The sequence below is a fragment of the Paenibacillus sp. FSL K6-1096 genome (assembly GCF_037977055.1).
Classification (GTDB): domain Bacteria; phylum Bacillota; class Bacilli; order Paenibacillales; family Paenibacillaceae; genus Paenibacillus_AQ.
The window spans coordinates 6,136,502-6,163,381 of the sequence record NZ_CP150274.1; the positions used below are offsets into that span (position 1 = coordinate 6,136,502).

General features: G+C 55.9%; 25 protein-coding genes. 17 read left to right on the forward strand and 8 right to left on the reverse strand.

The genetic code is table 11. The features are described from left to right. Positions 1-660 precede the first annotated feature (660 nt). Entirely contained in the window at positions 661-1,341 is a 681-nt protein-coding gene (locus MHI24_RS26930; protein WP_340022620.1) for a hypothetical protein, read from the forward strand. 382 nt (positions 1,342-1,723) lie between these two features. On the opposite strand, the gene MHI24_RS26935 is transcribed toward MHI24_RS26930, so the two are convergent. Then, positions 1,724-2,857: a class I SAM-dependent RNA methyltransferase gene (locus tag MHI24_RS26935; RefSeq protein WP_340022621.1), complete on the reverse strand. Its 1,134-nt coding sequence runs from the start codon at positions 2,855-2,857 to the stop codon at positions 1,724-1,726. A gap of 179 nt (positions 2,858-3,036) precedes the next feature. On the opposite strand from MHI24_RS26935, the gene MHI24_RS26940 reads away from it, so the two are divergent. Further along, on the forward strand, positions 3,037-3,666 hold the full coding sequence (locus tag MHI24_RS26940) for an O-methyltransferase (protein WP_340022622.1): 630 nt from the start codon (positions 3,037-3,039) through the stop codon (positions 3,664-3,666). A 54-nt stretch (positions 3,667-3,720) separates the two neighbouring features. Here MHI24_RS26940 and MHI24_RS26945 read toward each other — a convergent pair whose 3' ends face one another. Beyond that, a complete protein-coding gene (locus MHI24_RS26945) occupies positions 3,721-4,941 on the reverse strand; it encodes an MFS transporter (RefSeq protein ID WP_340022623.1) in 1,221 nt (406 codons plus the stop codon). Positions 4,942-5,170: 229 nt separating this feature from the next. Here MHI24_RS26945 and hemE point away from each other — a divergent pair, with 229 nt between their 5' ends. From hemE to MHI24_RS26995, 10 genes are all read left to right on the forward strand, one after another. Continuing rightward, complete coding sequence (hemE, locus tag MHI24_RS26950; protein WP_340022624.1) at positions 5,171-6,217, forward strand: uroporphyrinogen decarboxylase; 1,047 nt, start codon at positions 5,171-5,173, stop codon at positions 6,215-6,217. A gap of 29 nt (positions 6,218-6,246) precedes the next feature. Further along, complete coding sequence (gene hemH, locus MHI24_RS26955) at positions 6,247-7,191, forward strand: ferrochelatase (RefSeq protein ID WP_340022625.1); 945 nt, start codon at positions 6,247-6,249, stop codon at positions 7,189-7,191. Next, positions 7,188-8,642, forward strand: coding sequence for a protoporphyrinogen oxidase (gene hemG / locus MHI24_RS26960; RefSeq protein ID WP_340022626.1), 1,455 nt, complete (start codon positions 7,188-7,190; stop codon positions 8,640-8,642). The genes hemH and hemG overlap by 4 nt, the downstream gene beginning before the upstream one ends. Positions 8,643-8,874: 232 nt before the next feature. Further along, positions 8,875-10,287, forward strand: a complete 1,413-nt coding sequence (locus MHI24_RS26965) for a CapA family protein (RefSeq protein WP_340022627.1) — start codon at positions 8,875-8,877, stop codon at positions 10,285-10,287. Between the two features lie 55 nt (positions 10,288-10,342). Next, on the forward strand, positions 10,343-11,074 hold the full coding sequence (locus MHI24_RS26970) for a glycerophosphodiester phosphodiesterase family protein (protein ID WP_340026807.1): 732 nt from the start codon (positions 10,343-10,345) through the stop codon (positions 11,072-11,074). 60 nt (positions 11,075-11,134) lie between these two features. After that, entirely contained in the window at positions 11,135-11,758 is a 624-nt protein-coding gene (locus MHI24_RS26975) for a fumarylacetoacetate hydrolase family protein (protein ID WP_340022628.1), read from the forward strand. Positions 11,759-11,783: 25 nt separating this feature from the next. Next, on the forward strand, positions 11,784-12,587 hold the full coding sequence (locus tag MHI24_RS26980) for a DUF92 domain-containing protein (RefSeq protein WP_340026808.1): 804 nt from the start codon (positions 11,784-11,786) through the stop codon (positions 12,585-12,587). A gap of 76 nt (positions 12,588-12,663) precedes the next feature. Next, a complete protein-coding gene (locus tag MHI24_RS26985) occupies positions 12,664-13,272 on the forward strand; it encodes a TetR/AcrR family transcriptional regulator (RefSeq protein ID WP_340022629.1) in 609 nt (202 codons plus the stop codon). Positions 13,273-13,290: 18 nt separating this feature from the next. Next, positions 13,291-15,231 carry an ABC-F family ATP-binding cassette domain-containing protein gene (locus MHI24_RS26990; RefSeq protein WP_340022630.1) on the forward strand — a complete coding sequence of 647 codons (1,941 nt, stop codon included), beginning with the start codon at positions 13,291-13,293 and terminating at the stop codon, positions 15,229-15,231. 40 nt (positions 15,232-15,271) lie between these two features. Continuing rightward, positions 15,272-15,760 (forward strand): tetratricopeptide repeat protein, encoded by a 489-nt coding sequence (locus MHI24_RS26995; protein WP_340022631.1) that lies wholly within the window; start codon positions 15,272-15,274, stop codon positions 15,758-15,760. Positions 15,761-15,857: 97 nt separating this feature from the next. Here the strand turns inward: MHI24_RS26995 and MHI24_RS27000 are convergent, their stop codons facing one another. The 5 genes from MHI24_RS27000 to MHI24_RS27020 form a co-directional block, all read right to left on the reverse strand. Then, on the reverse strand, positions 15,858-16,901 hold the full coding sequence (locus tag MHI24_RS27000) for a M42 family metallopeptidase (RefSeq protein WP_340022632.1): 1,044 nt from the start codon (positions 16,899-16,901) through the stop codon (positions 15,858-15,860). Positions 16,902-16,928: 27 nt separating this feature from the next. Then, complete coding sequence (locus MHI24_RS27005) at positions 16,929-17,249, reverse strand: lipopolysaccharide assembly protein LapA domain-containing protein (RefSeq protein WP_340022633.1); 321 nt, start codon at positions 17,247-17,249, stop codon at positions 16,929-16,931. Between the two features lie 85 nt (positions 17,250-17,334). Beyond that, positions 17,335-19,125, reverse strand: a complete 1,791-nt coding sequence (pepF, locus tag MHI24_RS27010; RefSeq protein WP_340026809.1) for an oligoendopeptidase F — start codon at positions 19,123-19,125, stop codon at positions 17,335-17,337. Positions 19,126-19,334: 209 nt separating this feature from the next. Continuing rightward, a complete protein-coding gene (locus MHI24_RS27015; RefSeq protein ID WP_340022634.1) occupies positions 19,335-19,505 on the reverse strand; it encodes a hypothetical protein in 171 nt (56 codons plus the stop codon). 6 nt (positions 19,506-19,511) lie between these two features. Next, a complete protein-coding gene (locus MHI24_RS27020) occupies positions 19,512-19,745 on the reverse strand; it encodes a hypothetical protein (RefSeq protein WP_238649347.1) in 234 nt (77 codons plus the stop codon). Positions 19,746-19,917: 172 nt separating this feature from the next. Between MHI24_RS27020 and MHI24_RS27025 the strand changes: the two genes are divergently transcribed. Then, the gene (locus MHI24_RS27025; protein WP_087914664.1) at positions 19,918-20,115 is read left to right on the forward strand and encodes a cold shock domain-containing protein; all 198 of its coding nucleotides are present in this window, start codon (positions 19,918-19,920) and stop codon (positions 20,113-20,115) included. A gap of 218 nt (positions 20,116-20,333) precedes the next feature. Here MHI24_RS27025 and MHI24_RS27030 read toward each other — a convergent pair whose 3' ends face one another. Beyond that, the gene (locus tag MHI24_RS27030; RefSeq protein ID WP_340022635.1) at positions 20,334-21,587 is read right to left on the reverse strand and encodes an MFS transporter; all 1,254 of its coding nucleotides are present in this window, start codon (positions 21,585-21,587) and stop codon (positions 20,334-20,336) included. Positions 21,588-21,811: 224 nt separating this feature from the next. Between MHI24_RS27030 and MHI24_RS27035 the strand changes: the two genes are divergently transcribed. From MHI24_RS27035 to MHI24_RS27050, 4 genes are all read left to right on the forward strand, one after another. After that, complete coding sequence (locus MHI24_RS27035; RefSeq protein ID WP_340022636.1) at positions 21,812-22,894, forward strand: tetraprenyl-beta-curcumene synthase family protein; 1,083 nt, start codon at positions 21,812-21,814, stop codon at positions 22,892-22,894. 73 nt (positions 22,895-22,967) lie between these two features. Next, on the forward strand, positions 22,968-23,939 hold the full coding sequence (gene pfkA, locus MHI24_RS27040; protein WP_340022637.1) for a 6-phosphofructokinase: 972 nt from the start codon (positions 22,968-22,970) through the stop codon (positions 23,937-23,939). Between the two features lie 147 nt (positions 23,940-24,086). Next, complete coding sequence (locus MHI24_RS27045) at positions 24,087-26,585, forward strand: FAD-dependent oxidoreductase (RefSeq protein ID WP_340022638.1); 2,499 nt, start codon at positions 24,087-24,089, stop codon at positions 26,583-26,585. A 16-nt stretch (positions 26,586-26,601) separates the two neighbouring features. Next, a complete protein-coding gene (locus MHI24_RS27050) occupies positions 26,602-26,862 on the forward strand; it encodes a metal-sensitive transcriptional regulator (protein WP_340022639.1) in 261 nt (86 codons plus the stop codon). The last annotated feature ends 18 nt before the right edge of the window (positions 26,863-26,880 follow it).

Consider the following 26,880-nt stretch of genomic DNA (forward strand, 5'->3'; position numbering starts at 1 on the left):
GGGGGAGCGTGGGTCGAATGTATGCGGAAAACAACATACAATGTGTAGCTGCGGGGGTGAGTGGGGCAAAGTATGTGGAAAACAACATACAATGTGTAGCTGCGGGGGTGAGCGTGGCAAATGTATGTGGAAAACAATATACAGTGTGTTGCTACGAGGGTGAACGGAGGAAATGTATGTCAAAAACAACATACAATGTGTAGCTGCAAGGGTGAGCGTGGCAAATGTATGTCGAAAACAATATACAATGTGTAGCTGCGGGGGTGAGCGTGGCCAATGTATGTGGAAAACAATATACAGTGTGTTGCTACGAGGGTGAACGGAGGAAATGTATGTCAAAAACAACATACAATGTGTAGCTGCAAGGGTGAGCGTGGCAAATGTATGCTGAAAACAATATACATTCTTTATAGTCGAGGGGGTAGAAATGAATAATGGGGTTTGTCCACCAAATACCAATAAGCACTTGTTGATTTTTATAGATGAGGAATTTCTAACTCTATATTACTACTTTTAACTTGCATTCGTTGCCTAAAAGTGGGACACTAATTTTAGGTGTAATTTAACGCGGCAAAGAATGCCCCGCTCCCTTCTATTCAGAAGGAGGCGGGGTTTTGTGCGTTGTGAGATTAATTCCAATGCTAAGTGGGGGGGACTGAAATGGGCTTTGCTGGAGAGCATGAACAATGGTTAAGCAATCATCTCAAACGAAGAAAGGGGGAGCGGCTAGATGCGCTGAAGCGGGGGCATGGCTACGGGAACCGCTTATTCGTCGAAAGTGTATGGTGGCCGCTTGCCGGACATTTTCACGGACTGCATCCGGAATACGAAGTAAAGGACTGGCGCGGCAGATCCTATTTTGTCGATTTACTATGGAAGGTTGGATCTTCGCGCATTGCGTTTGAGATTATGGATTTTGGGTCGCATGGCACGGACCGGAGCAAATACCGGATGGACCTGAATCGGGGTCTATTCCTGCAATCACAAGATTGCATGGTGCTCTATATCTCTCTGGACGAGATGAAAGATAATCCATCTTTTATCCTTTCCGCACTGCGGAACCTTTTGTTTCCTTATTTGTCGGCTGAACCTGCAAATCGGAGTACAGAAAAAGCTTATTCCAGAATTGAACGGGATTTAATGCGATTAGCTATCCGTTACAATCGTGTTCTTCGTCCGGGGAATGCTGCGAGAGAGCTTGAACTGCAAACCGCGACAGTCATTAAGTACAGCCGCATATTGGTGGATAAAGGTAAATTTCGCCCTGTAGCTCGAGGAGTATCAGAGCGAATTATTTACTATGAGTATATAGGTTCGCTGCAAAGCCCAGATCTGGTTTAAGGTCTGATTCCACCCGCGAATGTATGTGGAAAACAACATACAATGTGCAATTGCGGGGATGAGCGTGGAGAATGTATGTGGAAAACAACATACAATGTGCAATTGCGGGGATGAGCGTGGAGAATGTATGTGAAAAACAACATACAATGTGCAGCTACGGGGGTGAGCGGGCCAACTGTCGGTGCGAAAATGATGCATCAGCAGCAGCTTATTGAGAAAAAAGCCTTAAATCCACAGCACAGAGTGCTTCAGGGGACTTAAGGCTTCTTAAGGCGTAGTTACTTTAATTAAATCTGTTCAGCAGACGCCGGAGAGGGTTCGAGCCGTCACCGGTCCAGTTCCATAGTTGTTCAAGCTAACTAGCTAACCTGCGCCGTTCACGCTACTTGCGCGGAGGCAGCGGGCCCAGGTACTGATAGTACTGGCATTCGATCCGGCCGTTGTACAGCTTGCGGCGCTTGTCCGCCTTGCGGCCGTAGTATTGCTCGAACTCCTTGTACGGGCTGATGGCGAAGAAGGACCAGGTCGGCAGGTAGAGCATCATCTCGCCGAATTGGCGGGTGAGCTTCTCTACTTCCTTGTCATTGCTGATCCGCTCGCCGTAAGGCGGGTTGGTGATGATGCAGCCGTATTCGCCTTCGGGGCGGGCCTTGGCGGCGGCCATATGCTTGAAGGTGATCTCGCCGGACAGCCCGGCGCTCTTCGCGGCTGCTTCCGCGATCTCAATCGCCGCCGGATCGATATCCGTTCCGGTCAGCTGCAGCGGATAGTCGTCGCGCACGGCGTCGAACGCTTCCTCGCGGGCCTCCTCCCAGAGGCGCTGCGGAATCTCCGGCCAATGCTCGGAAGGGAACGAGCGGCGCAGGCCCGGCGCAATATTCCAGGCGATCATCGCAGCCTCAATCAGGATCGTGCCTGATCCGCAGCAGGGATCGAACAGGGGACGCTGGCCGTTCCAGCGGCTGAGCTGGATCAGTGCCGCCGCCATCGTCTCCTTCAGCGGCGCTTCGGTGGCATGACGGCGGTAGCCGCGCTTGTGCAGCGCCGGTCCGGTTGTATCCAGCGTGATCAGCGCGATATCATTCAGCAGGATGACCTCAATCACATACCGGGGACCGTTCTCAGGGAACCATTCGGTACGGTACGACTGCTTCAGCTTCTCGACAATCGCCTTCTTGACGATACCCTGGCAGGCCGGGACACTGGTCAGCTGGGATTTGTGCGAGCGTCCTTCAACCGGGAATTCGCCGTTCTCGGGAATCCAATCCTCCCAGTTGATGGCCTTCACGCCTTCAAACAGCTCATCGAAGGTCTTGGCCGGGAACTGGCCCATCTTGACCAGGACCCGGTCCGAGGTACGAAGCCACAGATTGCAGCGGCAGATATCGATATAATCCCCGCAGAACAGGACTCTGCCATTCTCAACGGTGGTCTCATAACCCAGTCCGTTCAATTCTCTTGCCACTACAGCCTCCAGCCCCATGGGGGCGGTGGCGATCAATTGCAATTTGCCCAAATGCGCTCAACTCCGTTTAACTTGTGGTTACAACCTTATAGCCAGTACAATGGGGGAAGCCTGTTCCCGCCATGAACCGCTGAATCGTTGTAATGTTCAGTTCTCAGTATAGGGGAATGAAGGGCTCTGCACAATGCCCGTCCGCAAGACTCAACATGATACCTGAAGGAGAATCAAGTATGCAGAATCAGGAAGAATACAGCGAACAGCTATATACAGAGGATGAATTATTATTACAGGTCAAAGCAGCCATCGCCGCAAACGGCATGCCGGAGGTATCGATTGCTCCGGGCTACGGCAGGCTGCTGACGATGCTGGTGGCCCTCTCCCGTTCCACCCGCCTGCTGGAGATCGGAGCGCTTGGCGGGTACAGTGGAATCTGTCTGTGCCGCGGCCTCCAGCAGCAGGGCAGCCTCACGTCACTGGAGCTCCGCGCAGAATATGCAGCGCTGGCAGAGCGCCATCTGCAGCAGGCAGGCTTCGGCGACCGGGTGGAGTATAAGATTGGCCCTGCGCTGGACAGCCTGAAGCTGCTGGAAGCACAGGGCCAAAAGTATGATTTCTTCTTCATCGATGCCGATAAGGAGAACTATCCGAATTATCTGGAATATGCCATCCGGCTGGCTTCGCCGGGGGCGATCATTGCCGGGGATAACATTTTCCTGCGCGGCCGGACGCTTAACCCGGAGAAGAACGGACCCGCGGTGCAGGCGATGCGCCGCTTCAATGAGATGATCGCAGGCGATCCCCGCCTGACCAGCACTCTGCTGCCCGCCTATGACGGACTGGCACTCGCGATGGTGAAATAGCTTGTCCCGCAGCAGCACCTGTCCTTGCCGCACCTGTTATAGAGAAGCAGCCCCCTAACGGAATAGCCGGGGTTCAGTCTTCTTGTATAGCTTGATCCGCACCCAGACTGTATTGATCAGCAGAAAGGCGCCGGAGATAATGAACAGTCCTTCAATGCCGATATAGCCGGACAGGAAGCCGCCGATCAATGCACCAAGCATATTGCCGAGCGCAAGGGTGCTGCTGTTGAAGCCGAACGCCCGGCTCTCCTTGCCGTCAGGCGTATAAGAGCGGATCAGGGCGTTGACGCTGGGCAGCAGTCCGCCCATGAAGACGCCCATCATGAAGCGCACAAGGATCAGCTGCCAGACGCTGGTGACGAAGGCTTGAGGGATCAGGAACAGGGCCGCGCCGATCAGCGCGTAGGTCAATATCCGGTGCGCCCCGACCTTGTCGCTGAGCTTGCCGAGCAGCGGCGAGGCGAGCATATTCGAGATACCGGTCACGGCGCTGACCATACCTGCCCAGAAGGCAAGGTCCACAGTAGTGCCGTGCAGTTTTTCTACATAGAGCGGTAACAGCGACATCGGGCTGACCATAGCGAATTGCAGCAGAAAAGTTACGCCGAACAAGGCGGGAAGCTGCGGCACCTTCGCCAGCTCCTTGAAGCCTTCCAGCACGGATACCTGGGGCACCTGTGCTGCTTCTACGCGGTCGAATTTCTCTTTGACCAGGAATAATGCCAGCAGTGAAGCAACGAACAGAAGTGCACCGACCACATAGAAAATCGGGCGGAACCCGATCCAGTCCGCCAGTAAGCCGCCCATCAGCGGCCCGAGAATCGTTCCGGCTACCGCGCCGGACTGCATCAGACCCATCGCGAAGCCCATCTTCGGTTTCGGTGTGGTGCCTGAGACCAGCGCGACAGAGGCGGGATTGAAGCCGGAGATGGTTCCGTTCAGCAGCCGGAGCAGCAGCAGCTGCAGCGGGGACTGGGCGAAGCCCATCAGCACAATAACAATCGCCATGCCGAAGCTGGAGCGCAGGAGCATAATTTTGCGGCCGTATTTGTCGGCGAGCTTGCCCCACAGCGGCTGAAAGATGAACGAGGTCAGGAAGTTGGCGGCAAAAATAAGCCCCGCCCACATCCCGATGGCCCGGTCGCCGGTCACCCCCAGGTCTTTCGCGAGATAGAGGGACAGAAACGGGGTAATCATAGTCATCCCGGCATTTACCAGAAATTGGCCAAACCAAAGCACCATGAGGTTGATTTTCCAGGTCTCCCAATTCTTCAAAGTGCTTTTCACTTCCTTTCTGAAATTTCTTGCAAAATACTTCACGAAAAGTCGACATTATATCAGTATATCATATTTTTTCAGCGAGTTAATGCAACACTTATCATAGTTATGTCATCGGATTGTCATTCCCGGAAGCGTCCGGGAGTTGTTAGCCGCTTTCAAAAGGGGCATAATAATGATATGTGTTTAATCACAGCATTCTATCAAATCTAATGGAGATCTTATCATGACCTACAACGACACTTTTATCCGTGCCTGCAGACGGCAGGACACAGAGTACACCCCCGTATGGTACATGCGGCAGGCCGGCCGGTATGATCCCGACTACCGTACCATCAAAGAGAAATACTCGCTGCTGGAAATCTGCAGACAGCCCGAGCTTGCCGCCGAGGTGACCCTGATGCCTGTGCGCAAGCTGGGGGTGGATGCGGCGATTTTGTATTCCGATATTATGAATCCGGTAGCTTCGCTGGGTGTGGATTTCGACATCGTGAAGAATGTCGGGCCGGTCATTGAGAACCCGATCCGCTCAGCCAAGGATGTAGACCTGCTGAAGCCCATTGATGTGGAGGGCGATCTGGGCCACATTCTGGAGACAATCGCCCTGCTGGACAGGGAGCTGGAGGTGCCGCTGATTACTTTTGCCGGAGCCCCGTTCACGATTGCCAGTTATCTGATTGAGGGCCGTCCCTCGAAGAGCTATCACCGCACTAAAGAGATGATGTTCAGCCAGCCCAAGGTATGGGAGAAGCTGATGGACAAGCTGGGCGATATGGTGATCGCCTATCTGCGCGCCCATGTCCGCAGCGGCGGGAAGGCGTTCCAGTTGTTCGACAGCTGGGTCGGGGCGCTGGCACCGCGCGATTTCGAGCAGTATGTGCTGCCGACGATCACCCGGATTTTCTCCGAGCTGTCTGATCTGGATGTTCCAAAGATTTATTTCCCGGGTGTCAGCTCCGGGGAGCTGCTCCCCTGCCTGACCGAGCTGCAGGCCGATGTCATCGGACTGGACTGGCGGGTAAGCATTACTGAAGGACGGCGCAGAACCGGCGGGGGCTTTGCTGTCCAGGGGAATCTGGACCCTTATCTGCTGACTGCACCTATGGATGTACTGAAGGCGCGGGCCAGGGAACTGATCGATGAAGGGATTCAGCAGCCGGGGTATATTTTCAATCTGGGCCACGGGTTATTCCCGGAAGCCTCACTGGACACGCTAAAGGAATTAACGGATTACGTGCATGAATATTCGGCAGCGGCAATGAAGCAGAGCTAATTCAAACAGTGAAAAGGGGGATGGACACCGTGACCACCAAAATTGGAGTACTCGTGATGTCGTACGGCACGCCTGAGAGTCTTGAGGATATCGAGGCTTATTATACGCATATCCGCCGGGGACATGCGCCCTCACCGGAACAGCTGAAGGAGCTGACTGACCGCTATAAGGCGATCGTCGGCGGGGTGTTCCCGCTCAGGGAGAATACAGACCGTCAGGTGGAGGCGTTGCAGGCCAAGCTGAACAGCGGGCAGATCCGTTATGTCTGCTACCAGGGGCTGAAGCATGCCAGACCGTTCATTGAGGATGGCGTGGAGGCGATGGTCCGTGACGGAATCACGCAGGCCATCGGCATTGTTCTGGCCCCGCATTACTCGGTCATGAGCGTGGGCACCTACATTAAGCGTGCCAAGGAGAAGGCTGAAGCCAGCGGCATTCATATGGAGTTCGTGGAGAGCTACCATTTGCATCCCGAGCTGATCGATGTGCTTAGCCGGAGAGTGACCGCCAAGCTGGATGAATTCGAGGAGACGGGTGCCGTGCGCGATGAGGTGCGTGTGCTGTTCAGTGCACACAGCCTGCCTGAGCGCATTCTGTCCATGGGCGATCCGTACCGTGACCAGCTGCTGGAGACTTCCCGGGCCATTGCCGCCCAGGCCGGTGTAGAATCCTGGCAGTTCACCTGGCAGAGTGCGGGCCGGACAGCGGAGCCGTGGCTGGGTCCGGACATCCTGGATACGCTCCGCGAGCTGTCTGAGACCCAGGTGAAATATGTGCTGTCCGCTCCCATCGGCTTCGTCTCCGACCATCTGGAGGTGCTGTACGATCTGGACATCGAGGCGCAGGCTCTGGCCTCTGAGCTGGATCTGCGGCTGCTGCGGATTGATTCGCTGAACAGCGACCCGGCTTATATGTCGGTGCTTGCCGATGTGGTACGCAAGAAGGCACAAGAGCTGAAGGTGAAGCAGCCATGACGGGCACTCCCCGCAGAATAGCGATCATCGGCGGCGGCCTCAGCGGTCTCACTGCGGCGCACTACGTCCGTAAATTGTACGGTGAAGCCGGCGTTCAGCCTGAGATCACCGTGATTGAGAAGGACAAGGCTCTTGGCGGCAAAATTGAGACGCTGCGCAAGGAAGGCTTCGTCATCGAGAAGGGCCCCGACTCCTTCCTGGCCCGCAAGACCGCTATGAGCGATCTGGCCAAGGAAGTGGGGCTGGGCGATGAGCTGGTGACGACGAATCCGAATGCCAAGAAGACCTATATCCTGCAGCGCGGCAAGCTTCATCCGATGCCTGCGGGACTGGTGCTGGGGATTCCTACAGAGCTGAAGCCGTTCCTGCAGAGCGGGCTCGTCTCCTTCGGCGGCAAGCTGCGGGCGATGATGGATTTCGTGATTCCGCCGCGCCGCAGCACGGAGGATGAAGCGCTGGGCGATCTGATTGAGCGCCGGCTGGGTACTGAGGTGCTGGAGAATATGACAGAGCCGCTGCTCGCCGGCATCTATGCAGGCGATATGCGCAAAATCAGCCTCCAGGCGACCTTTCCGCAGTTCGGCGAGGTGGAGCGCAATTACGGCAGCCTTATCCGCGGGATGACGACGGGCAGGAAGCCGGTGGAGACTCACACGGGGACTAAGAAGAGCGCCTTCCTCACCTTCCGGGGCGGGCTGCAGAGTCTGATAGAGGCCCTGATCGAGGAGTTGCAGGATATCCGGCAGATCACCGGCACAGGAGCGGTAAGCATTAGTGTCCGGGAAGAGGCTTCTTCCGCCCCGGCCCGCTATGAGATTGAGCTGGAGAACGGCGAGCGGCTGGAGGCGGATGATATCTATATCACTGTACAGAATTTCGTTGCCGCCGAACTGCTTCGTCCGCATGTGGATGTATCGGCGCTGGACGCAGTGAACTATGTGTCTGTGGCTAATGTAGTTATGGCTTTCGATAAGAAGGATATTGATACCGAGTATGACGGCTCAGGCTTCCTGGTGCCGCGCAAGGAGGGGCGGAACATCACCGCCTGCACGTGGACCTCTACCAAGTGGCTGCACACCAGCCCTGAGGATAAAGTGCTGCTGCGCTGTTACGTTGGACGTTCAGGCGATGAACAGAATGTGGATCTGCCGGATGAGGCGCTGGCCGGGCTGGTGCGCAAGGACTTGAAGGAGATCATGGGAATCAGCGCCGCACCGCTGTTCACCGAGATTACCCGGCTGAGGTCGTCCATGCCGCAATATCCGGTCGGACATCCGGGCCGGATTGCCGCTCTGCGCGGCGATCTGGCCCAGAAGCTGCCGGGGGTCTATGCCTTTGGTGCCGGCTATGATGGTATAGGGATGCCGGACTGCATCAAGCAGGCGAAGCTTACCGTGGAGGCGGCCGCAGCCGCGCTGAAGCAGCAGCCGGAACCAGCAGCAACGGTATAGCCTAAGTGAGGGAAGGGTGAAGCGGAGCAGGAGCGCTTCACCTTTTTTTTAAAATATAAGAATTTATATGTTGCACACGATAACTTATCCTTATATTTCTCGCTGAAACGGAACCGCCCTTTAAAAGGACGGGAAAGCCGTTTCCACTTGCAGCGGGGCGGGCCTTGGAGCGGTACCTGATAGATATGCTATAATAGAAACACTTTATGGTTAAAGGAGATTACTTGGACTCATGTATCCGCCGAGATCAGGCAGTAGACAAGGCAAGAAACGCAGCAGCAGGCGCCGGCGCAGAAGGGCTTGGGCCTGGATTAACGTAGCATTGCTGCTGATGATTACCGCTGCGCTCGCCTATTTGTTTATGGATGATAGAGCTCAGCGGAGCGCGGCTCCCCCGCCAGCAGCGTCCGCAGCCGCGTCTTCACCGGAAGCTGATGCCGGCGCTGCACCGGATGCAGTGGCAACACCTGAAGCAGAAGTGACAGCCACACCGCAGCCATCTACACCAGAGCCTGCTCAAGCGGAGACTCCTGCGGCCCAGGCAACGCCAGAGCCAACAGCGGAAGCCACTGCTACACCGGTTCCGTCAGAGCAGGCAGCTGCGTCCGAGACACCACCGGTAGCGCAGGCCACACCGGCAACAGCGGGCAATCCCGGCGGTCTGGTCTCCGGGTTACCGGAGAACAACACCGGCAAGACAGTGAAGCTGAGCTTCGCCGGAGATATTATCTTCAGCGGCAAAGCGGGCGCACTGCTGGAGCAGAAGGGCTATGATTATTCTTACAGTGCACTGGACGGCATGTTCAAGAAGGATGATCTGACGGTCGTCAATCTGGAGACTCCGATTACTACACGCGGGGTAGGAGCCAAGAACAAGCAGTTTGTATTCAAGGGCCCGCCCAAGGCGCTGGATGCGCTCAAAGCGGCCGGAATCGACGCGGTTAATCTGGCGAACAACCACACGCTCGACCAGGGGGAAGAAGGGCTGCTGGATACCCTGAAGCACCTGAACGACCGGGGCATCCCGCATGTGGGGGCCGGGAAGAACAGCCAGGAGGCGTATTCAGCACAGTATTTTGAGCGTAAGGGAATTAAGATTGCCCTGCTGGGCTTCACCCGGGTGATGCCGGTGATTGAATGGAAGGCCGAAACGGGCAAGCCGGGCCTGGCCTCGGTGTACGACAGTGCGGAAGCCCTCAAGGCGATTGCCGCAGCGAAGCAGAAGGCTGATCTGGTTGTCGTTGTCGTGCATTGGGGACGGGAGCGCATGGAACAATATGACAAGACCCAGCAGGGGCTGGGCCGCAGCTTCATCGATGCCGGAGCTGATCTGGTGATGGGCGGCCATCCGCATGTCTTGCAGGGAATCGAGCCGTACAAGGGCAAATGGATCGCCTACAGCACAGGCAATTTCATTTTCACACGCGGTTCCGTCCCGGCGACTTGGGAGACCGCGGTATTCCAGGCGGAATGCAGCAAGCAGGGGCAATGCTCACTCACCTTGAAGCCGATGGATGCCGAGCTGGCCCAGCCGGTGCCGATGAATGAAGCGGACGGGCAGCTTCTGCTGCACAGAATGCAATCCATCTCTTCCGGCCTGATCCGGGTCCGCAATGACGGCACGGTTGTCCAAGCCGTGAAATAGGCGGGCAAGCTGAACACCTGAACAGATTCTTTTTCTGCCGGAGGTGCTTGTGATGATGAACAATATGTGTGTCGCCCACCGCGGCTTTTCCGGCAAAGCCCCTGAGAATACACTGGCTGCCGTCCGGATGGCGCTGGCTCTGCCGTATGTACGCTGGATGGAGATTGATGTGCAGCTGACGAAGGATGGGGTGCCGGTCGTCATCCATGACTTCACGCTCGACCGCACCACGAACGGACACGGCAAGGTGAAGGATATGGATTATGAACACATGCGGCGGCTGGATGCGGGGAGCTGGAAGGGGCGTGCTTTTCGCGGAGAGCGGGTGCCTTCCTTAGAGGAGATTCTCGCCCTGGCCTCGGGGCGGCTGCGGCTGAACATTGAACTGAAGACACGGGGGGAGATGTATCCCGGTCTGGAGCAGGCGGTGATTGATCTGGTGAACGCAAGGGGCATGCGTGAGGATGTGGTGCTTACTTCGTTCGACCCCGGGGTTCTGCAGCGGATCAAGGAACTGGACCCCAGGTTTCGTACAGGCCTGATCTACGATTCCAGGTCTGGTGATCCCGCCGGGAAGCTGCATGAGCTGGGCTGCTCCCTGTTATCGATCAGCTCAGGCCGGCTCAGTCCGGTGCTGGCGAAGACGCTGGCGGAGCAGGGTGTGAAGATTATGGCCTGGACCGTGAACAAAGGCAAGGAGATGCGCCGCCTGTCCGCCATGCATTCCGATATTATGATCTGCACGAACCGGCCGGATATCTGGGGCGATATCTTTTTGAAGGCCTGAGCGAATTATAATTGTGCTTGTTCCCCTACAAATTCATGAATGAAAGAGAGCTGAAGATCAATGAGTGGCACTGTCAGAAATGTATACTGTGTGGGACGTAATTACCGATTACATGCAGAAGAGCTGGGCAATCAGGTCCCGGCGGAGCCGCTGATCTTCCTGAAGCCGTCCCATGCGGCAGTAGCACTGGATAAGGCGATTATCCAACTGCCCAAGGATGCCGGCCTGATCCATTATGAAGGGGAGCTGGTGCTGCGCATTGCGCGTGACTATGTGCCGGGAATGAGTGTGCAGGAGCTGGTGGACGTCATGGCGCTGGGCCTCGACTTCACGCTCCGTGATGTGCATAATGACCTGCAGCGCAAAGGCCTGCCCTGGACGCCCGCGAAGGGCTTCAAGAATGCGGCTCCGCTCACGCCATATATCGCTCTGCCTGAGCAGGAGGAGCTGGAGGCCACCGATTTCACCGTCCTTAAGAACGGGGTGGAGGTTCAGCGGGGGAACGTGAAGAACATGATTTTCTCATTGCAAAAAATCGTCGACTTCATCGCCGCCCGCTACGGGCTCGGCAAGGACGATATTATCTTCACCGGAACGCCCGCCGGCGTAGGTCCAGTGGTTACCGGCGATTCGTTCGAGCTGTTCTGGGGCGGGAAGCTGCTGGGCACCTGCCTGATCGGTTAGGGCGATGCGCTCTGGACTTGAAGTGCTGCAATGGCTGATCGGGGGCTGCGGGGCGCTGCTGGTCGCCGGGGCCGCGTACTGGAAGCAGTCACTCAGCTTCTCCGGAATGCTGGCCGCTGTTCTGATGGGGACAATCTACTTTGGTGCGGGCAATCTGTTCTGGTTCGGCATCCTGCTGGTGTTCTTCATCTCTTCCTCCTTATTGTCGAAGCTGCACCATGAGAATAAGGCGGAGCTGGAGGCTACCTATGACAAAACCGGACGCCGGGACGCCGGCCAGGTCTTCGCCAATGGCGGGCTGGGGATGCTGCTGGTCCTGCTGAACACGATATATCCGCTGGAAATGTGGGGTTTCCTGTTCATCGGTGTGATGGCGACTGTGACCTCAGATACGTGGGCGACAGAGATCGGAACACTGGCCAAGCGGCCGCCGCGCTCGGTGCTGAACGGGAAGGTGCTGCAGGCGGGCACCTCCGGCGGTGTATCCCTGCCGGGTACACTTGCAGCAGCGGCAGGAGGGGCGCTGATCGGCGCTTCCTCCTGGGCGCTGCGGCTGGCCTCCGGCATGACGCCCCATCCGCTGCTGCTGCTTGTTCTTGCCGGACTGCTGGGCGGGCTTGCGGGAGCTTTTGCCGACTCGGTTCTGGGTGCCACGGTACAGCGGATGAACCGCTGCACAGTCTGCGGCCGCGAGGTCGAAGCCTCGTCCCATTGCGGGAAGCAGACGGTATTCGCCAGAGGCTGGCGCTGGATGGACAATGATGCGGTGAATGCGGTAAGTTCTGTAATAGGCGGCGGTGTGGCGCTGCTGGTGAGTTACATAGGATAAAGGCAGCGCGGATTACTCCCGCCTGCGTTATAATATGGAGTACATTGTTCATTCTATTTTGCGGGGAGGTGAACCGTTGAGCAGCGCATCTATAGACAAACATGAAGCGATTCTGGATGCCGCTTATGAGCTTTTCGGTTCGAGCGGTTTCTATGAAACGAAGATGTCGGAAGTAGCAGAGGGTGCCGGAATTGCCAAGGGAACGGTGTATTTGTATTTCAAAAGCAAGGAAGAGCTGTTCATGGCCGTCACCCGCCGGGATTGTGAAGGGTTCCTGGAGCAGCTTGAACAGAAGCTGGCCACCTGCTCCACATTGACAGAGAAGCTCTCCGTCATTGCCCGGCATCATCTGTTCTATTATTACGAACGCAAGCAGCATACGAAGCTGTTCTTCCGCGCACCCAACAATAATCCTGAGCTGGTAGCCTATATGGCCGAGTTCATGGAAGCCTACATGCAGGCAGTGGTGAAGGTGCTGCTGGAGGGGGGAGCCACCGAGCCGGAGCTGATGGCGCAGTCCTACATCGGGATTCTGGACCGTCTGAAGATGGATATCCTGTTCAATCCCGGGTTTGCGGAGGCGGATGCGGATAAGCGGGCGAAGTTCGCGGCGGGGCTCTTCATGACCGGGGCACTGGGCAGTCTCCATGCTGCGCCGGAAGAGCTTCCGCCCTTTAAAATATAAGGCAAGCGAGGACAACTGATGAATATTATGACGGTGGAACATCTCTCCAAAAGCTACGGGGAGAAGACCCTGTTCCGCGATGCCTCCTTCGGCATGGATGACAGGGATAAGATTGGAGTAATCGGGGTCAACGGCACAGGGAAATCAACCTTTCTGAAAATCATTGCCGGGCTGGAGACTGCGGATGAAGGACAGATTGCCATCGGCAACGATGTGCGCGTGCAGTATCTGGCCCAGAACCCGCCTTATGAGCCTGACAATACCGTATTGCAGCAGGTATTCGCCGGAGACGACCCGGGGCTTGCCGCGATGCGGGAGTATATGGAGATTCTCGCGCTGCTGGAGCAGCAGCCGGGAGATGCGGAGCTGGAGCGCAGGCTGGTCAAAGCCAGCCAGACTATAGATGCCGCCGGTGCCTGGCAGCTGGAGAGCGAGGCCAAGACCGTCCTGACGAAGCTCGGCATTACCGGGTTCGATGCGCGGATGGAGAGCCTCTCCGGCGGGCAGCGCAAGCGCGTGGCACTGGCAGCTGCGCTGATTACACCTTCGGAGCTGCTGATTCTGGATGAGCCTACGAACCATATTGATACGGATTCCGTAGCCTGGCTGGAGCAGTATCTGCAGAAGCGGCGCGGCGCGCTGCTGATGGTTACGCATGACCGGTATTTCCTGGAGAGAGTAGCGGGAGTAATGCTGGAGTTGGACGGCGGGAATCTGTACCGCTACGAAGCGAACTATTCCCGCTTCCTGGAGCTGAAGGCGGAACGCGAGGAACGCGAGGCCTCGGAGGAGCAGAAGCGCAAGAATCTGCTGCGCACCGAGCTGGCCTGGATCCGCCGCGGAGCCAAGGCCCGCTCAACCAAGCAGAAGGCGCGGATTGACCGCTTCGAGAAGCTGAAGGCTAGCGTGGGCGGGGCTTCCTCCTCTTCGCTGGATATCTCCGTGGCCTCCACCAGACTGGGCCGCAAAATCATCGAAATTCAGAATCTCACAAAATCACTGGACGGCCGGACCTTGATCAAGGATCTGTCCTATATCGCTGTGCCGCAGGACCGGGTCGGGATTGTCGGCAAGAACGGCAGCGGCAAATCGACCCTGCTGAACCTGATTGCGGGCAAGCTTACGCCTGACAGCGGCCAGGTGGAGCTGGGGGCCACCGTCAAGCTCGGCTACTTCACTCAGGAGCATCAGGATATGGACCTTAGCCTGCGGGCGATTGAATATGTGAAGGAAGAGGCGGAGATCATCAGAACGGCGGACGGCAGTGTCATCACTGCGGCGCAAATGCTTGAACGCTTCCTTTTCCCGCCAGCCATGCAGTGGACCCCAATCTCCAAGCTCTCCGGCGGCGAGAAAAGACGTCTGTACCTGCTGCGCGTCCTTATGGGTGCCCCGAACGTGCTGCTGCTGGATGAGCCGACAAATGATCTGGATATCGGCACACTTGCTGTGCTGGAGGATTACCTGGATGAATTCCCGGGCGTCGTCTTCACCGTATCGCATGACCGCTACTTCCTGGACCGGACGGTGGATAAGCTGATTGCCTTCGAGGAAGGGACGATCCGCCTGCATGTCGGGGACTATACGGAATATGAAGAGTGGCTGGCGAAGAACGTGCCGTCCGCTGTAGGCGGGAGCTCCGGCAAGGCAGACACCGGCTCCGGACGCACGGGCTCCGGCGCCCCGGAAGGCGGGCAGGCTCCGGCAGCCGCCGCGCCGCGCGAGAAGCTGAAGTTCACCTTCAAGGAGCAGCGCGAATATGAGGGAATCGATGAGGCGATCGAGCAGGCGGAGCAGCATCTGGCCGACATTACGGCACAGATGGAGGCGGCCTTCGCTGACTCCGGCAGGCTGCAGGAGCTGGTAGAGCAGCAGCGGCAGGGAGAGGCTGAACTGGAGCGGCTGATGGAGCGCTGGACCTATCTGAACGAGCTGGCTGAGAAGATCGCCGGGAAGTAACATAAGGGAGAGATAAATAAGAAGGAAGGAGCCAGTAACCGTGAACCATTCAATCGAAGCCGCTGTGGCGCTGCGCTCCTCCGGCCGCGCGGAAGAGGCCAGGGCGATGCTGCTTCAGCTACTGCCGGCAGATAGCAGCAATGCAGAGCTGCATTATCAGCTGGCGTGGACGCATGATGTCCTGGGCCTGGAGCGTGAGGCGGTGCCCTATTACGAGCAGAGCCTTGCTCTGGGTCTGCCGGATGATGAGCAGAAGGCAGGGGCTATGCTGGGCCTGGGCAGCACCTACCGGACGCTGGGGCAGTATGCCGAGTCCCGGGCGCTGCTGGAGCAGGGTGTCCTTGAATTCCCGCAGCGTGCGGAATTTAAGGCTTTTCTGGCGATGGCCCTGCATAATCTCGGTGCGCACACGGAGGCGATGGAGCTGCTGCTTAAGCTGCTTGCGGATTCCTCCGCCGATGCGGGCATCCAGGATTACAAGAAGGCGATCATGTTCTATGCAGATAAGCTTGAGCAGGTATGGCCTTAACCGCAATATAACCGAAAAAGAGCTGCACCAGCCATTCACATGAGCCGGTGCAGCTCTTTTTGTTGTATTTCTATTTATGCCTGGCTATCGCCAGCTCTCAGTTCGTGCCGACATAAGCGGCCAGCAGTTTGGCTGTGTTGAGCACAGCATCTTTGTGGGTCCGCTCCATGGAATGGGAGGCATGGACGCCTGGACCGATCAGCGCGGCCCGGATGTTGTTGCCGCCGCGCAGGGCGGCAGAGGCGTCTGAGCCGTACTGCGGATAGATGTCTACCGCGAACGGAATCGCCAGAGCATTCGCCAGCTCAATCATCCGGCTGGTCATCGTATAGTCATACGGGCCGGAGGAATCCTTGGCGCAGATTGAGACATCGGTCTCCTTGCAGCTCAGGTCATCGCCCATTGCGCCCATATCGACGGCAATCATCTCGTGGATTCCGTCGGGAATCCAGGCTGCGCCGTGCCCGACCTCTTCATAATTGGAGATGAGCAGGGACAGGTTATGCAACGGCTTCCAGCCTTCGCGGCGGATGCTCTCCAGCAGCCCGAACAGGGCGGCTACGCTGGCTTTGTCGTCCAGATGGCGGGATTTGATATATCCGCTTGGCGTAAGCACAGGACGGGCATCGAACGAGATGAAGTCGCCGACAGCAATGCCCAGCTTGAGCACATCGTCTTTGGTCGAGACCCGTTCATCGATACGGATCTCCATATTCTCTTCGGAACGCTTGAACTCACGCGCATCGGCATAGACATGCACCGAAGGGTGGCTGGTAAGAATCGTACCGGTATAGGTTAATCCGCTGCGCGTATGGATGATGCAGTATTCATTCTCAATACTGTGCATGCTGAACCCGCCTACCGAGGTCAGGCGGAGCGTGCCATTAGGCTTAATAGAGCGGACCATCGCGCCGAGCGTATCCACATGGGCGCTGATGCCGATAGTGCGGGAAGGATCCAGTCCGGGCACAGTGAGAATCGCGCCGCCTTTTTCGTTCCAGCTTAGCGGAATGTCCAGTGCAGCCGCCTCTTCAGCGACCAGGGCCATCGCCTGGGCGGTGAAGCCGCTGGGACTGGGCGTGTTAAGCAGCTTTTGGAGCAGGGTAAGAATATATTCTTCGTTGGGATGAATGGTAAGCAAGGGGGTTCCTCCTATTCGTTATATGGGTTATCTCTGAGCGGGTTCCTCCGTCTGGAGGGGGTCATCCTGAACGCCTGGCACATCCATAACATTACCGGCATCACTGAGCTTGGCCAGCTCTGTCTTCAGGCTCTTAATTTCCTTCTGCAGCTTATACTGGCGGTAGATGCCGTAAGAACCGACGACCACGCCGCCAATCAGCGCGCAGCCCAGAATTATCAGAATCAGCGGGATGCTGACCACATCGAAGCCGAAATTAACCGGCACCGGATCAACGTTCATTACTGCGAATATTGCAGTCAACAGGGCAAAGATCAAACCTAATATTAGCGACCACTGAAATCTCATATGAATTCCTCCTCGGTTCGGTGTGACAAACTAAATCCCTTGCCCGGGTAGGGCAAGGGATTACTGTTATCCTAAGCGCTCCGGCTTATTTGGTCAACTGCTCCATCTGCTCAATTACATTCTCGAAGACGCTCATCGCTTCGCGTATCGGTTCAGGCGAGGACATGTCAACGCCGGCCTTGGCCAGGATATTGATCGAATAATCACTGCCGCCGCTCTTCAGGAAGCCGAGGTAACGGTCCACCGCCGGTTTGCCCTCCTCCAGAATCTGTTTGGAGAAGCTCGTCGCCGCCGAGAAGCCGGTAGCATATTTATAGACATAGAAGCTGTTATAGAAATGCGGAATCCGCGCCCATTCCATCTCGATGTCCTTATCGACCACCATATCCTTGCCGTAATACTTGACGTTCAGGTCGTAGTAAATGGCGGACAGATCCTGCGGAGTCAGCGCTTCGCCATCCTCGGCACGCTGGTGGATAATCTTCTCGAATTCAGCGAACATCGTCTGCCGGAACACCGTGGTGCGGAACTGGTCGGCGTAATAGGTGAGCAGGTACATTTTCTCCTTCGGATCGGTAGACTTCTTCAGCAGATAATCCATCAGCAGGGCCTCGTTGGTCGTGGAAGCCACCTCCGCCAGGAAAATCGTGTATTGCGCATCCCGGTACTTCAGCGCCGTGTCCGAATAGTACGAATGCAGGGCATGACCCATCTCATGGGCCAGCGTGAACATGCTGTTCAGGTTATCGTTGTGGTTCAGCAGCACGTACGGGTGGGTGCCGTAAGCTCCCCAGCTGTAAGCGCCGGTGCGTTTGTTCTCGTTCTCATACACATCAATCCAGCCGTTATCATACCCTTGCTGCAGTACGCTCAGATAATCCTCGCCCAGCGGCTTAAGGCCTTCCTTGGTGATCTTCTTGGCTTCATCGAACGTGATGTCCAGCTTGTATTCGTCCACGAGCGGAGCGAACAGATCATACATATGTAGCTCATCCACACCCAGCAGCTTCTGGCGCAGCTTCATATAACGGTGCATCAGCGGCAGGCTCTCATGGATGGTATCAATCAGGTTCGTGTAGACTTCCTTCGGAATATTGTCGCCATAGAGGGACATTTCCAGCACGGAAGGGTATTTGCGGACACGGGAGTAGAACACGTTCTTGTTCACATTCGCGCTCAGCGTGGCGGCAATGGTGTTCTTCTGCTTGGCGTAAGTGTCGTAGACCGCCTTGAAGGCATTCTTGCGCACCTCACGGTCCGGACTTTCAAGGAACTGAATATAGCTGCCATGGGTCAGCTCGACTTCCTTGCCTTCTTCGTTCTTGATCTTCGGGAACTTCAGGTCCGCATTGTTCAGCATGCCGAACACGGTCTGCGGGGCCTGGGCCAGCGTACCGACCTGAGCGAGCAGGGCTTCCTCCGCCTTGGACAGCACATGCGCCTTCTCGCGCTTCATTTCCGTCAGTGTGAAGGTGTAATCAGACAGGGAAGGATCAGCGATGAACTGGTCCAGTGTTGCGTCAGGCAGGGCCAGAATCTCCGGTGTCACAAAAGAAAGGGCTTCTCCGGCTTCCACGCCCAGCTTCTTGGCCTTCTGGGAGAGCGCCTGATACTTCGGAGCGGCTGTGTCCTCATCCTGGCGCATATGCGCATAGACATAGAGGCGTTCAGTCAGGAGCGACATTTTGTCGTCCAGCTCGAAGCACTTCTTGAGGGTATCGGCCGAATCCAGCTTACCCTGGAAGGCGGCGGCGCTGGCAATCAGCTCTTTGACTTCCTTATATTCGGCATCCCACTGCTCCTCTGAAGCAAACATATCTTCAAGCTTCCAGCGGTTCTCGGCGGGCACTTCACTTCTCTTAGGTAATTGTTCCATGGAAATCCTCCTCGGTTGTTGGGATGCGGCTGGCCTGCTCAGCAGCTGCGGGGCTGCCGGCGGCAGATTCCCCTGCAGCAGACTGAGCGCCAGCAGAAGCGGGAGAGATTTGGCAATAACGGACATGGCGGCAGCCTCCTGTATTCATAGGTCCGCTTAGTATGTCCAGCCAATTCCTCTTTATGAAAAATCCGGTCTGCCCGGCGGTGTCAGGCCAGCAGACTGTAAATAATGAAGACAAAAGCCAGCGCAATCATAATCACTGCGGTTAGCGCCATGCCGCGTTTGAACCGCTGGGGCATTCTGTCCTTGCTCATAATCAGTACAGCGCCCAGACACAGAACAGCGATGATATAGATAACAAGACTCTCGTTATTCATATCTGCCTACACCTGTTTGAAGGCGGCGATAATATTATGGTATTCTTCCTCATTATCCTTGTAGGACTCTTTATTGAAGCGGTTGTTCACCCACTGCATCATGGCCGGACGGCTCATGAAGGTATGCGTCTCTTCGCCCCACTGATCGGATATTTCGCGGAGGATAATGTAACGTCCCTGAACCTCGACCGTCATCATGTTCCACTTGTCTGTTTTGTATATTTCATGTTTTTTGATCATTTTCATTACCACCCTGGCGATTTTTGGCTTTTGGCTCAATGATAACGCACCGGAGAAGGGAAAAGCAAATGAAATCAAGAATTCAGGGAAATGATGGATTGCTTTACAGGTATAGATAGAGTATAATATAGATATTCGCCATATATGGCGGTATTTTTAGGAGGTTGTTCATTTGAAAGGTACAGTAAAATGGTTTAACGCAGAAAAAGGTTATGGTTTCCTTCAAGTAGAAGGCGGCGAAGATGTATTCGTTCACTTCTCAGCTATTCAAGGCGAAGGCTTCAAGACATTGGATGAAGGCCAAGCGGTAGAATTCGATGTAACTGAAGGCAATCGCGGTCCACAGGCAGCGAACGTAGTTAAATTATAAGATTCGGCGCAGACAGAGCTTCTGTCAGCCGCAATATATATATTTGATGCAGCACGCACTGGCATGAGTAGCATCAGGCAACTTAAGCAGCACAGTTCCTTCGGGGGCTGTGTTTTTTTATTGTTATGGATCGCGATGGTGTGAGGGGCGGATGTAGTCGAAAAACCAACCACATGGGCTTGCCCGGCCAGGCTCTCACCCGGTCCGGGCAACATAAACTACAATGAAGTTTTGGACTTGTTCCGCAGCGGCCGGGATATACCGCCGCCGGTATCCAGCAGATGCCGGAGCAGGAAGCCGGCGAAGGCCAGGATGGAGAAGCCGGTGGCCACTACATAGAAGATAACCCGCCCGGCATCCTGGTAGACGATTCCGCCGAAGGTGCCACTGAGCAGCCCTGCTCCGCTGGACCAGACCACCGTGAACAGCGCCATGCCCGTTGCCCGGAGATGATCGGGGATCATCCGTGTGATGTAGCGCACGGCAGTGACATAATAGATGCCGAACGAGACGCTGTGCATCGCCTGTATGGCCACAACCATACCCGGCTCCTGGACCAGCGCCATCAACAGGAAGCGTAGCGTGAACATCAGGCTGGCAAAAGCGAGCAGCGGCAGCTCCTTGAACCTGTCGCCGTATTTGCTGAGCAGGAAGAAGACCGGGATTTCGCTGAGCGCAGAGGCCAGGAGCGCCCAGCCCACAATCTCATCGCCCGCATTCATCCCCTTGAGGCTGATGGTCAGGAAGGCCTCGTTCATCCGGTAGCCGATGGCAAGCAGGAAGACGGAGCCGAAGAACCACAGCACTTCCTTTTGCAGCAGAATCTGCCGGAGTCCGGCTCCCTTAAGCGGCTGGTCCGGGTCTGGAGCTTCATCGTCCGGTGTCACAGTCCCCGAGGGCTCGCTGCGTTTCACATCCTTAAGTCCCAATGTAATCAGCAGCGCAGTTACAACGATTACAATACAGATCGCCACGCTGTACTCAGGACCCAGAGCTCTGAGCACATAGCCGATGGTCAGGGCGAAGAACGAATATCCCAGAGAGCCGAACACACGGATGGCGATGAAGTTGCGTCCGTGCCGCTGGGCGATTCGGATTGCCATCGTATCTGCAAGCGGAAATACAGGGTAATAGAAGAAATAGAAACAGGATAAGATAAGCAGTACGCCGGAGAAACTGGTGGCCTGGAACAGAATAATCGCGGTTACGAGCTGCCCGCCAAGCAGCAGAGCCATAATCTTACGTACCGTACCGAGCCGGTCACTCATCATACTCCAGAAGAGATTCGAGAGAATGGAGATTAGCGGGCCTACGGAGTAGAGCAGACCCATCTGCGGACTGCTGAAGCCTAAATGCGCATAGAATAAGGGGAAATAAGACACAACCAGCACACTGGTGCCGTACAGCGTAAACATAAAGGACCGCAGCCAGTTCTGGTCGCTGTACTGGCCGCTGCGATGTCCTGTATTCATGAATTGCACTCCTCCGGATACAGCAATAGTTGAATTTTAACCTTTGTCAGGCCGAATGGCTAATAGTATAACACATAACAAGAGGGCCATGGGCCTTGTTAAATATCATTTTTCTGAATCTTTCAAGCTTTTGCGAAAGTGATTTTGTTGTTTGTACAAATACGCTCTGCATATTATAATAATGATGATTTGGATAAGGAGACAACAATGTGGAGGCACTGTCATTGAATGAATTTGAGCAAGGCCGTTACCTGAGTCCGCGCGGTCCGATTGGACTGATGAACAGGGTCTACAAGTACGTGCTGCCGGAAGTGCGATCATGTCTCGATTTCTGGCGCAAGGATGCAGCAGGGATTCCTGATCCCGAGCTCCGCAAGCAAGCGCTTGCCAGCATTGAAACGAAGCAGTTTCATTGCGAGGGCGGCGGAATCTATGCCGCCGGCAATTTGTCGATGAGACATATACTGATTCCGCTAATTGTTGCTTATCAGACGATCAGTGATTATTTGGACAACCTGTGCGACCGCAGTACTTCGCTTGATCCTGCCGATTTCCGGCTGCTGCACCAGTCCATGCTGGATGCAATTACCCCCGGGGCAGAGCTGGTGAATTATTACGCGCTGCGCACCGAGCAGAATGACGGCGGATATCTGCACAGACTGGTGCTGACCTGCCAGGAGATGACCGCCAAGCTTCCCGGATATGGTGCGGCTGCTGAAGAGATTCGTCATCTGGCCGTATTATACACCGATCTCCAGGTCTACAAGCACATCCACCCGGAGCTGAGGGAAGCTGCTCTGAAGGAATGGTGGGAGAAGGAGGGCCATCTCGCGCCTCATCTCCAGTGGAACGAGTTCGCGGCCGCAACCGGTTCAACCCTTGGCGTATTCATGCTTTTTCTGGCTTCCTGCGATCCGGGGCTGAGCCTCTCTGCAGCGGCTTCCATTCGTGCTGCCTACTTCCCGCATGTGTGCGGACTGCACATTATGCTGGATTACCTGATTGACCAGGACGAAGACCGGGCAGGCGGAGATCTCAATTTCTGCAATTATTATGACGATACGGAGACGATGCTGAACCGGATAGCTTCCATCGTGGAGTGGGCCCGCCGGGATGTCGCTGATCTTCCCGAGACCTCTATGCACCGTATGGTCATCGAAGGGCTTCTGGCACTTTATTTATCCGATCCGAAGGTCAGGGAACAGCGGGAGGTCCGTCTGGTGTCCCGGCGGCTGATGAGAAGAAGCCCGCTGACCCGGCTGTTCTTCTTCGTCAACAGCCGGTGGATACGCAAACACATGTATTAATTGGATTCAGATGCAGCCGGAACATGCTCCCTCCAGGAGAGAACCGGCGCAATTTTAAGGAGGAACTTACAGAATGTCAAACGTCAAAAAAATTGCAGTACTAACCAGCGGAGGCGACTCCCAGGGCATGAACGCCGCTGTGCGTGCAGTAGTCCGCAGCGCGATCTACTTCGGGATTGAAGTGTTCGGCATCCAGCGCGGCTATCAGGGCCTGCTGAACCGTGATATTTTCCCGATGGATCTGCGCAGTGTCGGCGACATCATCCAGCGCGGAGGTACGATTCTGCAATCGGCACGCTGTCTGGAGTTCTTGAAGCCTGAAGGCCAGCAGAAGGGGGCCGACATTCTTAACGAGCTGGGCATCGACGGCCTGGTCGTTATCGGCGGCGACGGCTCTTATCAAGGGGCCAACAAGCTCAGCAAGCTGGGCATCAAGACTATGGCTCTGCCGGGTACAATTGATAATGATATTTCGTTTACGGATTATACAATTGGCTTCGATACCGCTGTTGGGGTGGTAGTCGATGCCATCAACAAATTGCGCGATACCATGTCTTCCCATGAGCGTTCCTCCATCGTTGAGGTCATGGGACGCCACTGCGGCGACATCGCACTTCATGCCGGCCTGGCTTCCGGAGCGGAGACCATCCTCGTGCCGGAGATGCCGTATGACCTGAATGAAGTGGCTGACCGGATGAAGGATAATTTCGCCCGCGGCAAGCGTCACAGTATCGTCATTGTGGCTGAAGGCGTAGGCAAGGGTGAGGACGTTGCCCAAGCCCTTAAGGACCGCCATGCTTCTCTGGATGCCCGTGTAACCGTACTGGGTCATATTCAGCGCGGTGGTACGCCAACACCGGGTGACCGCAACCTGGCCAGCCGTCTGGCCGACTTCGCGGTACGCAAGCTCATTGAAGGCGAATCCGACAAGGCCTGCGGAATCATCAAAGGCGAGCTTGTCCTTACGGACATTGATAAAGTTGTTAATACGAAGAAAGATTTCAATCTGGAGCTGTACGAACTGGCTTCCCGGCTGTCCCAATAAAATTAACGGAATTATAGCACTTCGGACCATTATGGGCGGACCTGCTCTTTTCGCAAAGAGAGGTCCGCTTTTTTCTGCCTTGACATATACCCCCGCCCGTATATAATAATACCCATAGGGGTATACAAAACGAGGAGGAAAATACAGATGGGCAGAACTATAGTCATTATAGGCGGCGTTGCCGGAGGAGCTTCGGCGGCTGCACGCTTAAGAAGATTAAATGAAGAGGACCGGATTGTTATTCTGGAGCGGGGCGAGCATGTTTCTTTTGCCAACTGCGGACTGCCTTATTACATCGGTGAGAGCATTGATGCCAGAGAGAAGCTGTTCCTGCAGACACCGGCCGGTATCCGGGCGCGCTTCAATATTGAAGTGAATGTTCTCACGGAAGCAACAGCGATTGACCGCGAACGCAAGGAAGTCCATTGCCGTAATGTTACCACCGGAGAGGTTATGCGGATTCCGTATGACATCGTTGTCCTCTCGCCAGGAGCGAAGCCGGTTGTTCCACCGATTCCGGGCCTGGCAGCGGCGGAGAATCTGTTCACGCTGCGGAACATCCCGGATACGGACCGGATTAAGGCTTATGTCGATAACCGTCAGCCTGCACATGCTACGGTAATCGGTGCAGGATTCATTGGTCTTGAGATGGCGGAGAATCTGCGGGAGCGGGGGCTTGACGTCACCGTCATAGACCGGGGCGGGCAGATCTTAAGTCCGCTTGATGTGGAGATGGTCCGCCCGCTGGAAGCCCATATGCGGCTGCATGGGGTGGAGCTGCGGCTCCACGAGGGGGTTGAAGCTATTGAAGAGCAGGGCCGGCTCCTTCGTCTATCCTCCGGCAGTGAGCTGAGAACGGATATGATTATTCTGGCGATAGGGGTCAGCCCGGAGAGTGATCTCGCCCGCAGCAGCGGTCTGGAGCTTGGTGTACGGGGGGCAGTGAAGGTTAATAACTCGCTGCAGACCAGTGATCCGGCTATCTATGCTGTCGGAGATGTCATTGAGGTGAAGGACCGTGTCCAGGGCTTCGATACCATGGTATCCTTGGCCTGGGGCGCGAACCGGCAGGGCCGTCTGGCCGCAGACCATATTAACGGGCGCGAAGCTTCTTACACCGGGGCGCTTGGAACGGCAATTATCAAAATTTTTGATCTGACCGCCGCCCTGACCGGCAATAATGAGCAGACACTGCGGCGCCTGGGCGTTCCTTATGAAGCTGTGCATATCCATCCCAATTCTCACGCCGGGTATTATCCAGGTGCGGCTCCAATTGCCTTGAAGCTCCTGTTCAATCCGCAAACTGGTGAAATCTATGGAGCACAGGCGGTAGGCAGCTCCGGTGCAGACAAAAGAATCGATGTTATTGCCACCGCTATCCGCAGCGGGCTGAAGGCCGGAGAGCTTGCTGACCTGGAGCTGGCGTATGCCCCGCCATATTCCTCAGCCAAGGACCCGGTGAATATGGCCGGATATGTGGCCTCGAACGTTATGGAGGGGCTGGTCCGCAATCTGCAGTGGCATGAAGTGGATGCTTTTGCAGGCGGCGGAGGACTTATCATTGATGTCCGGGATGCAGCGGAGCGGCTGGCGGGCTATATTCCGGGTTCGGTTAATATACCTCTGCCTGAGCTGAGAGACCGGCTGGCTGAAATTCCGCGCGGCGGGGAGATAGCAGTGTCCTGCCAGGTCGGGCTGCGCGGCTATATTGCTGCCAGAATGTTGAGCCAACACGGATACCAGGTGCGCAATGTGGATGGAGGCTACAAGACATACGCAGCCATGGCTGAGGAGACGCCGGAACCGTCAGAGCGGCAGCAGGTGCAGTCAGCAGAGCGGCCTGTGCTGTCAGAGCAGACCGTTCAGCCAATACAGCACCTGGAGCAGCCTTCTGTCAGGCAGCCTCTTGTGCTGGATGCTTGCGGTTTACAGTGCCCGGGCCCTATACTCAAAGTGTATGAGACGCTGCAAGCGATGGAAGAGGGACAGCAGGTGGAGATTACCGCGACCGATTTCGGCTTTGCTGCTGACATCAGGCAGTGGTGCAGCAAGACGCATAACACGCTTGAAGCAGTGGACATCACCGGCGGCAAGGTGCGGGCCAGAGTGCGCAAGGGACAATCCGGGGAAGCAGGTGCGGCCCTTCAGACCGCACAAACTGCACAGGCCGTGCCCCTTGAAGGGACAACCATGATTGTATTCAGCGGTGATCTGGACAAAACTATTGCCTCCTTCATCATCGCGACAGGCGCTGCGGCAATGGGCAAGCAGGTAACGATGTTCTTCACCTTCTGGGGGCTGAATGTGCTGCGCCGTGATCAGGCGCCACGGGTGAAGAAGGGCGGACTCGACAGGATGTTCAGCAGCATGATGCCTAAGGGGACGCGGAAGCTGCCGTTGTCCAGAATGAATATGGGCGGGCTTGGCGCGAAGCTGATCCGCTATACTATGCGGCGCAAGAATGTGGAATCTCTGGAGAATCTGATGCAAGGCGCACTCAAGGCCGGGGTTAAGCTGATGGCCTGCACGATGAGTATGGATATTATGGGCATCCGCCAGGAAGAATTAATTGAAGGGGTAGATTTTGGCGGTGTTGCCAGCTATCTGGGAGCCGCCGAGGATTCAGGTGTGAATCTGTTCATCTAAAGGGGGCGAAGGAACGATGGAGTATGACAAAGCAATTATCAACCGGCTGAAGCGCATAGAAGGACAAGTGCGCGGCGTGCTGGGGATGCTCGAGGAAGGGAAGGATTGCCGGGAGATTGTCACTCAGCTGACAGCCATCCGCACTGCCGTAGACCGTACTGTCGGTGCAGTCATCGGTGATAATCTGGAGCACTGCATTCAGGATGAGCTGGCCCAGGGGAATTCTCCCGAGCAAGTGATTAAGGAAGCGGTCGCGCTGCTTGTGAAGAGCCGTTAACCGCAGAACAGCCACAGA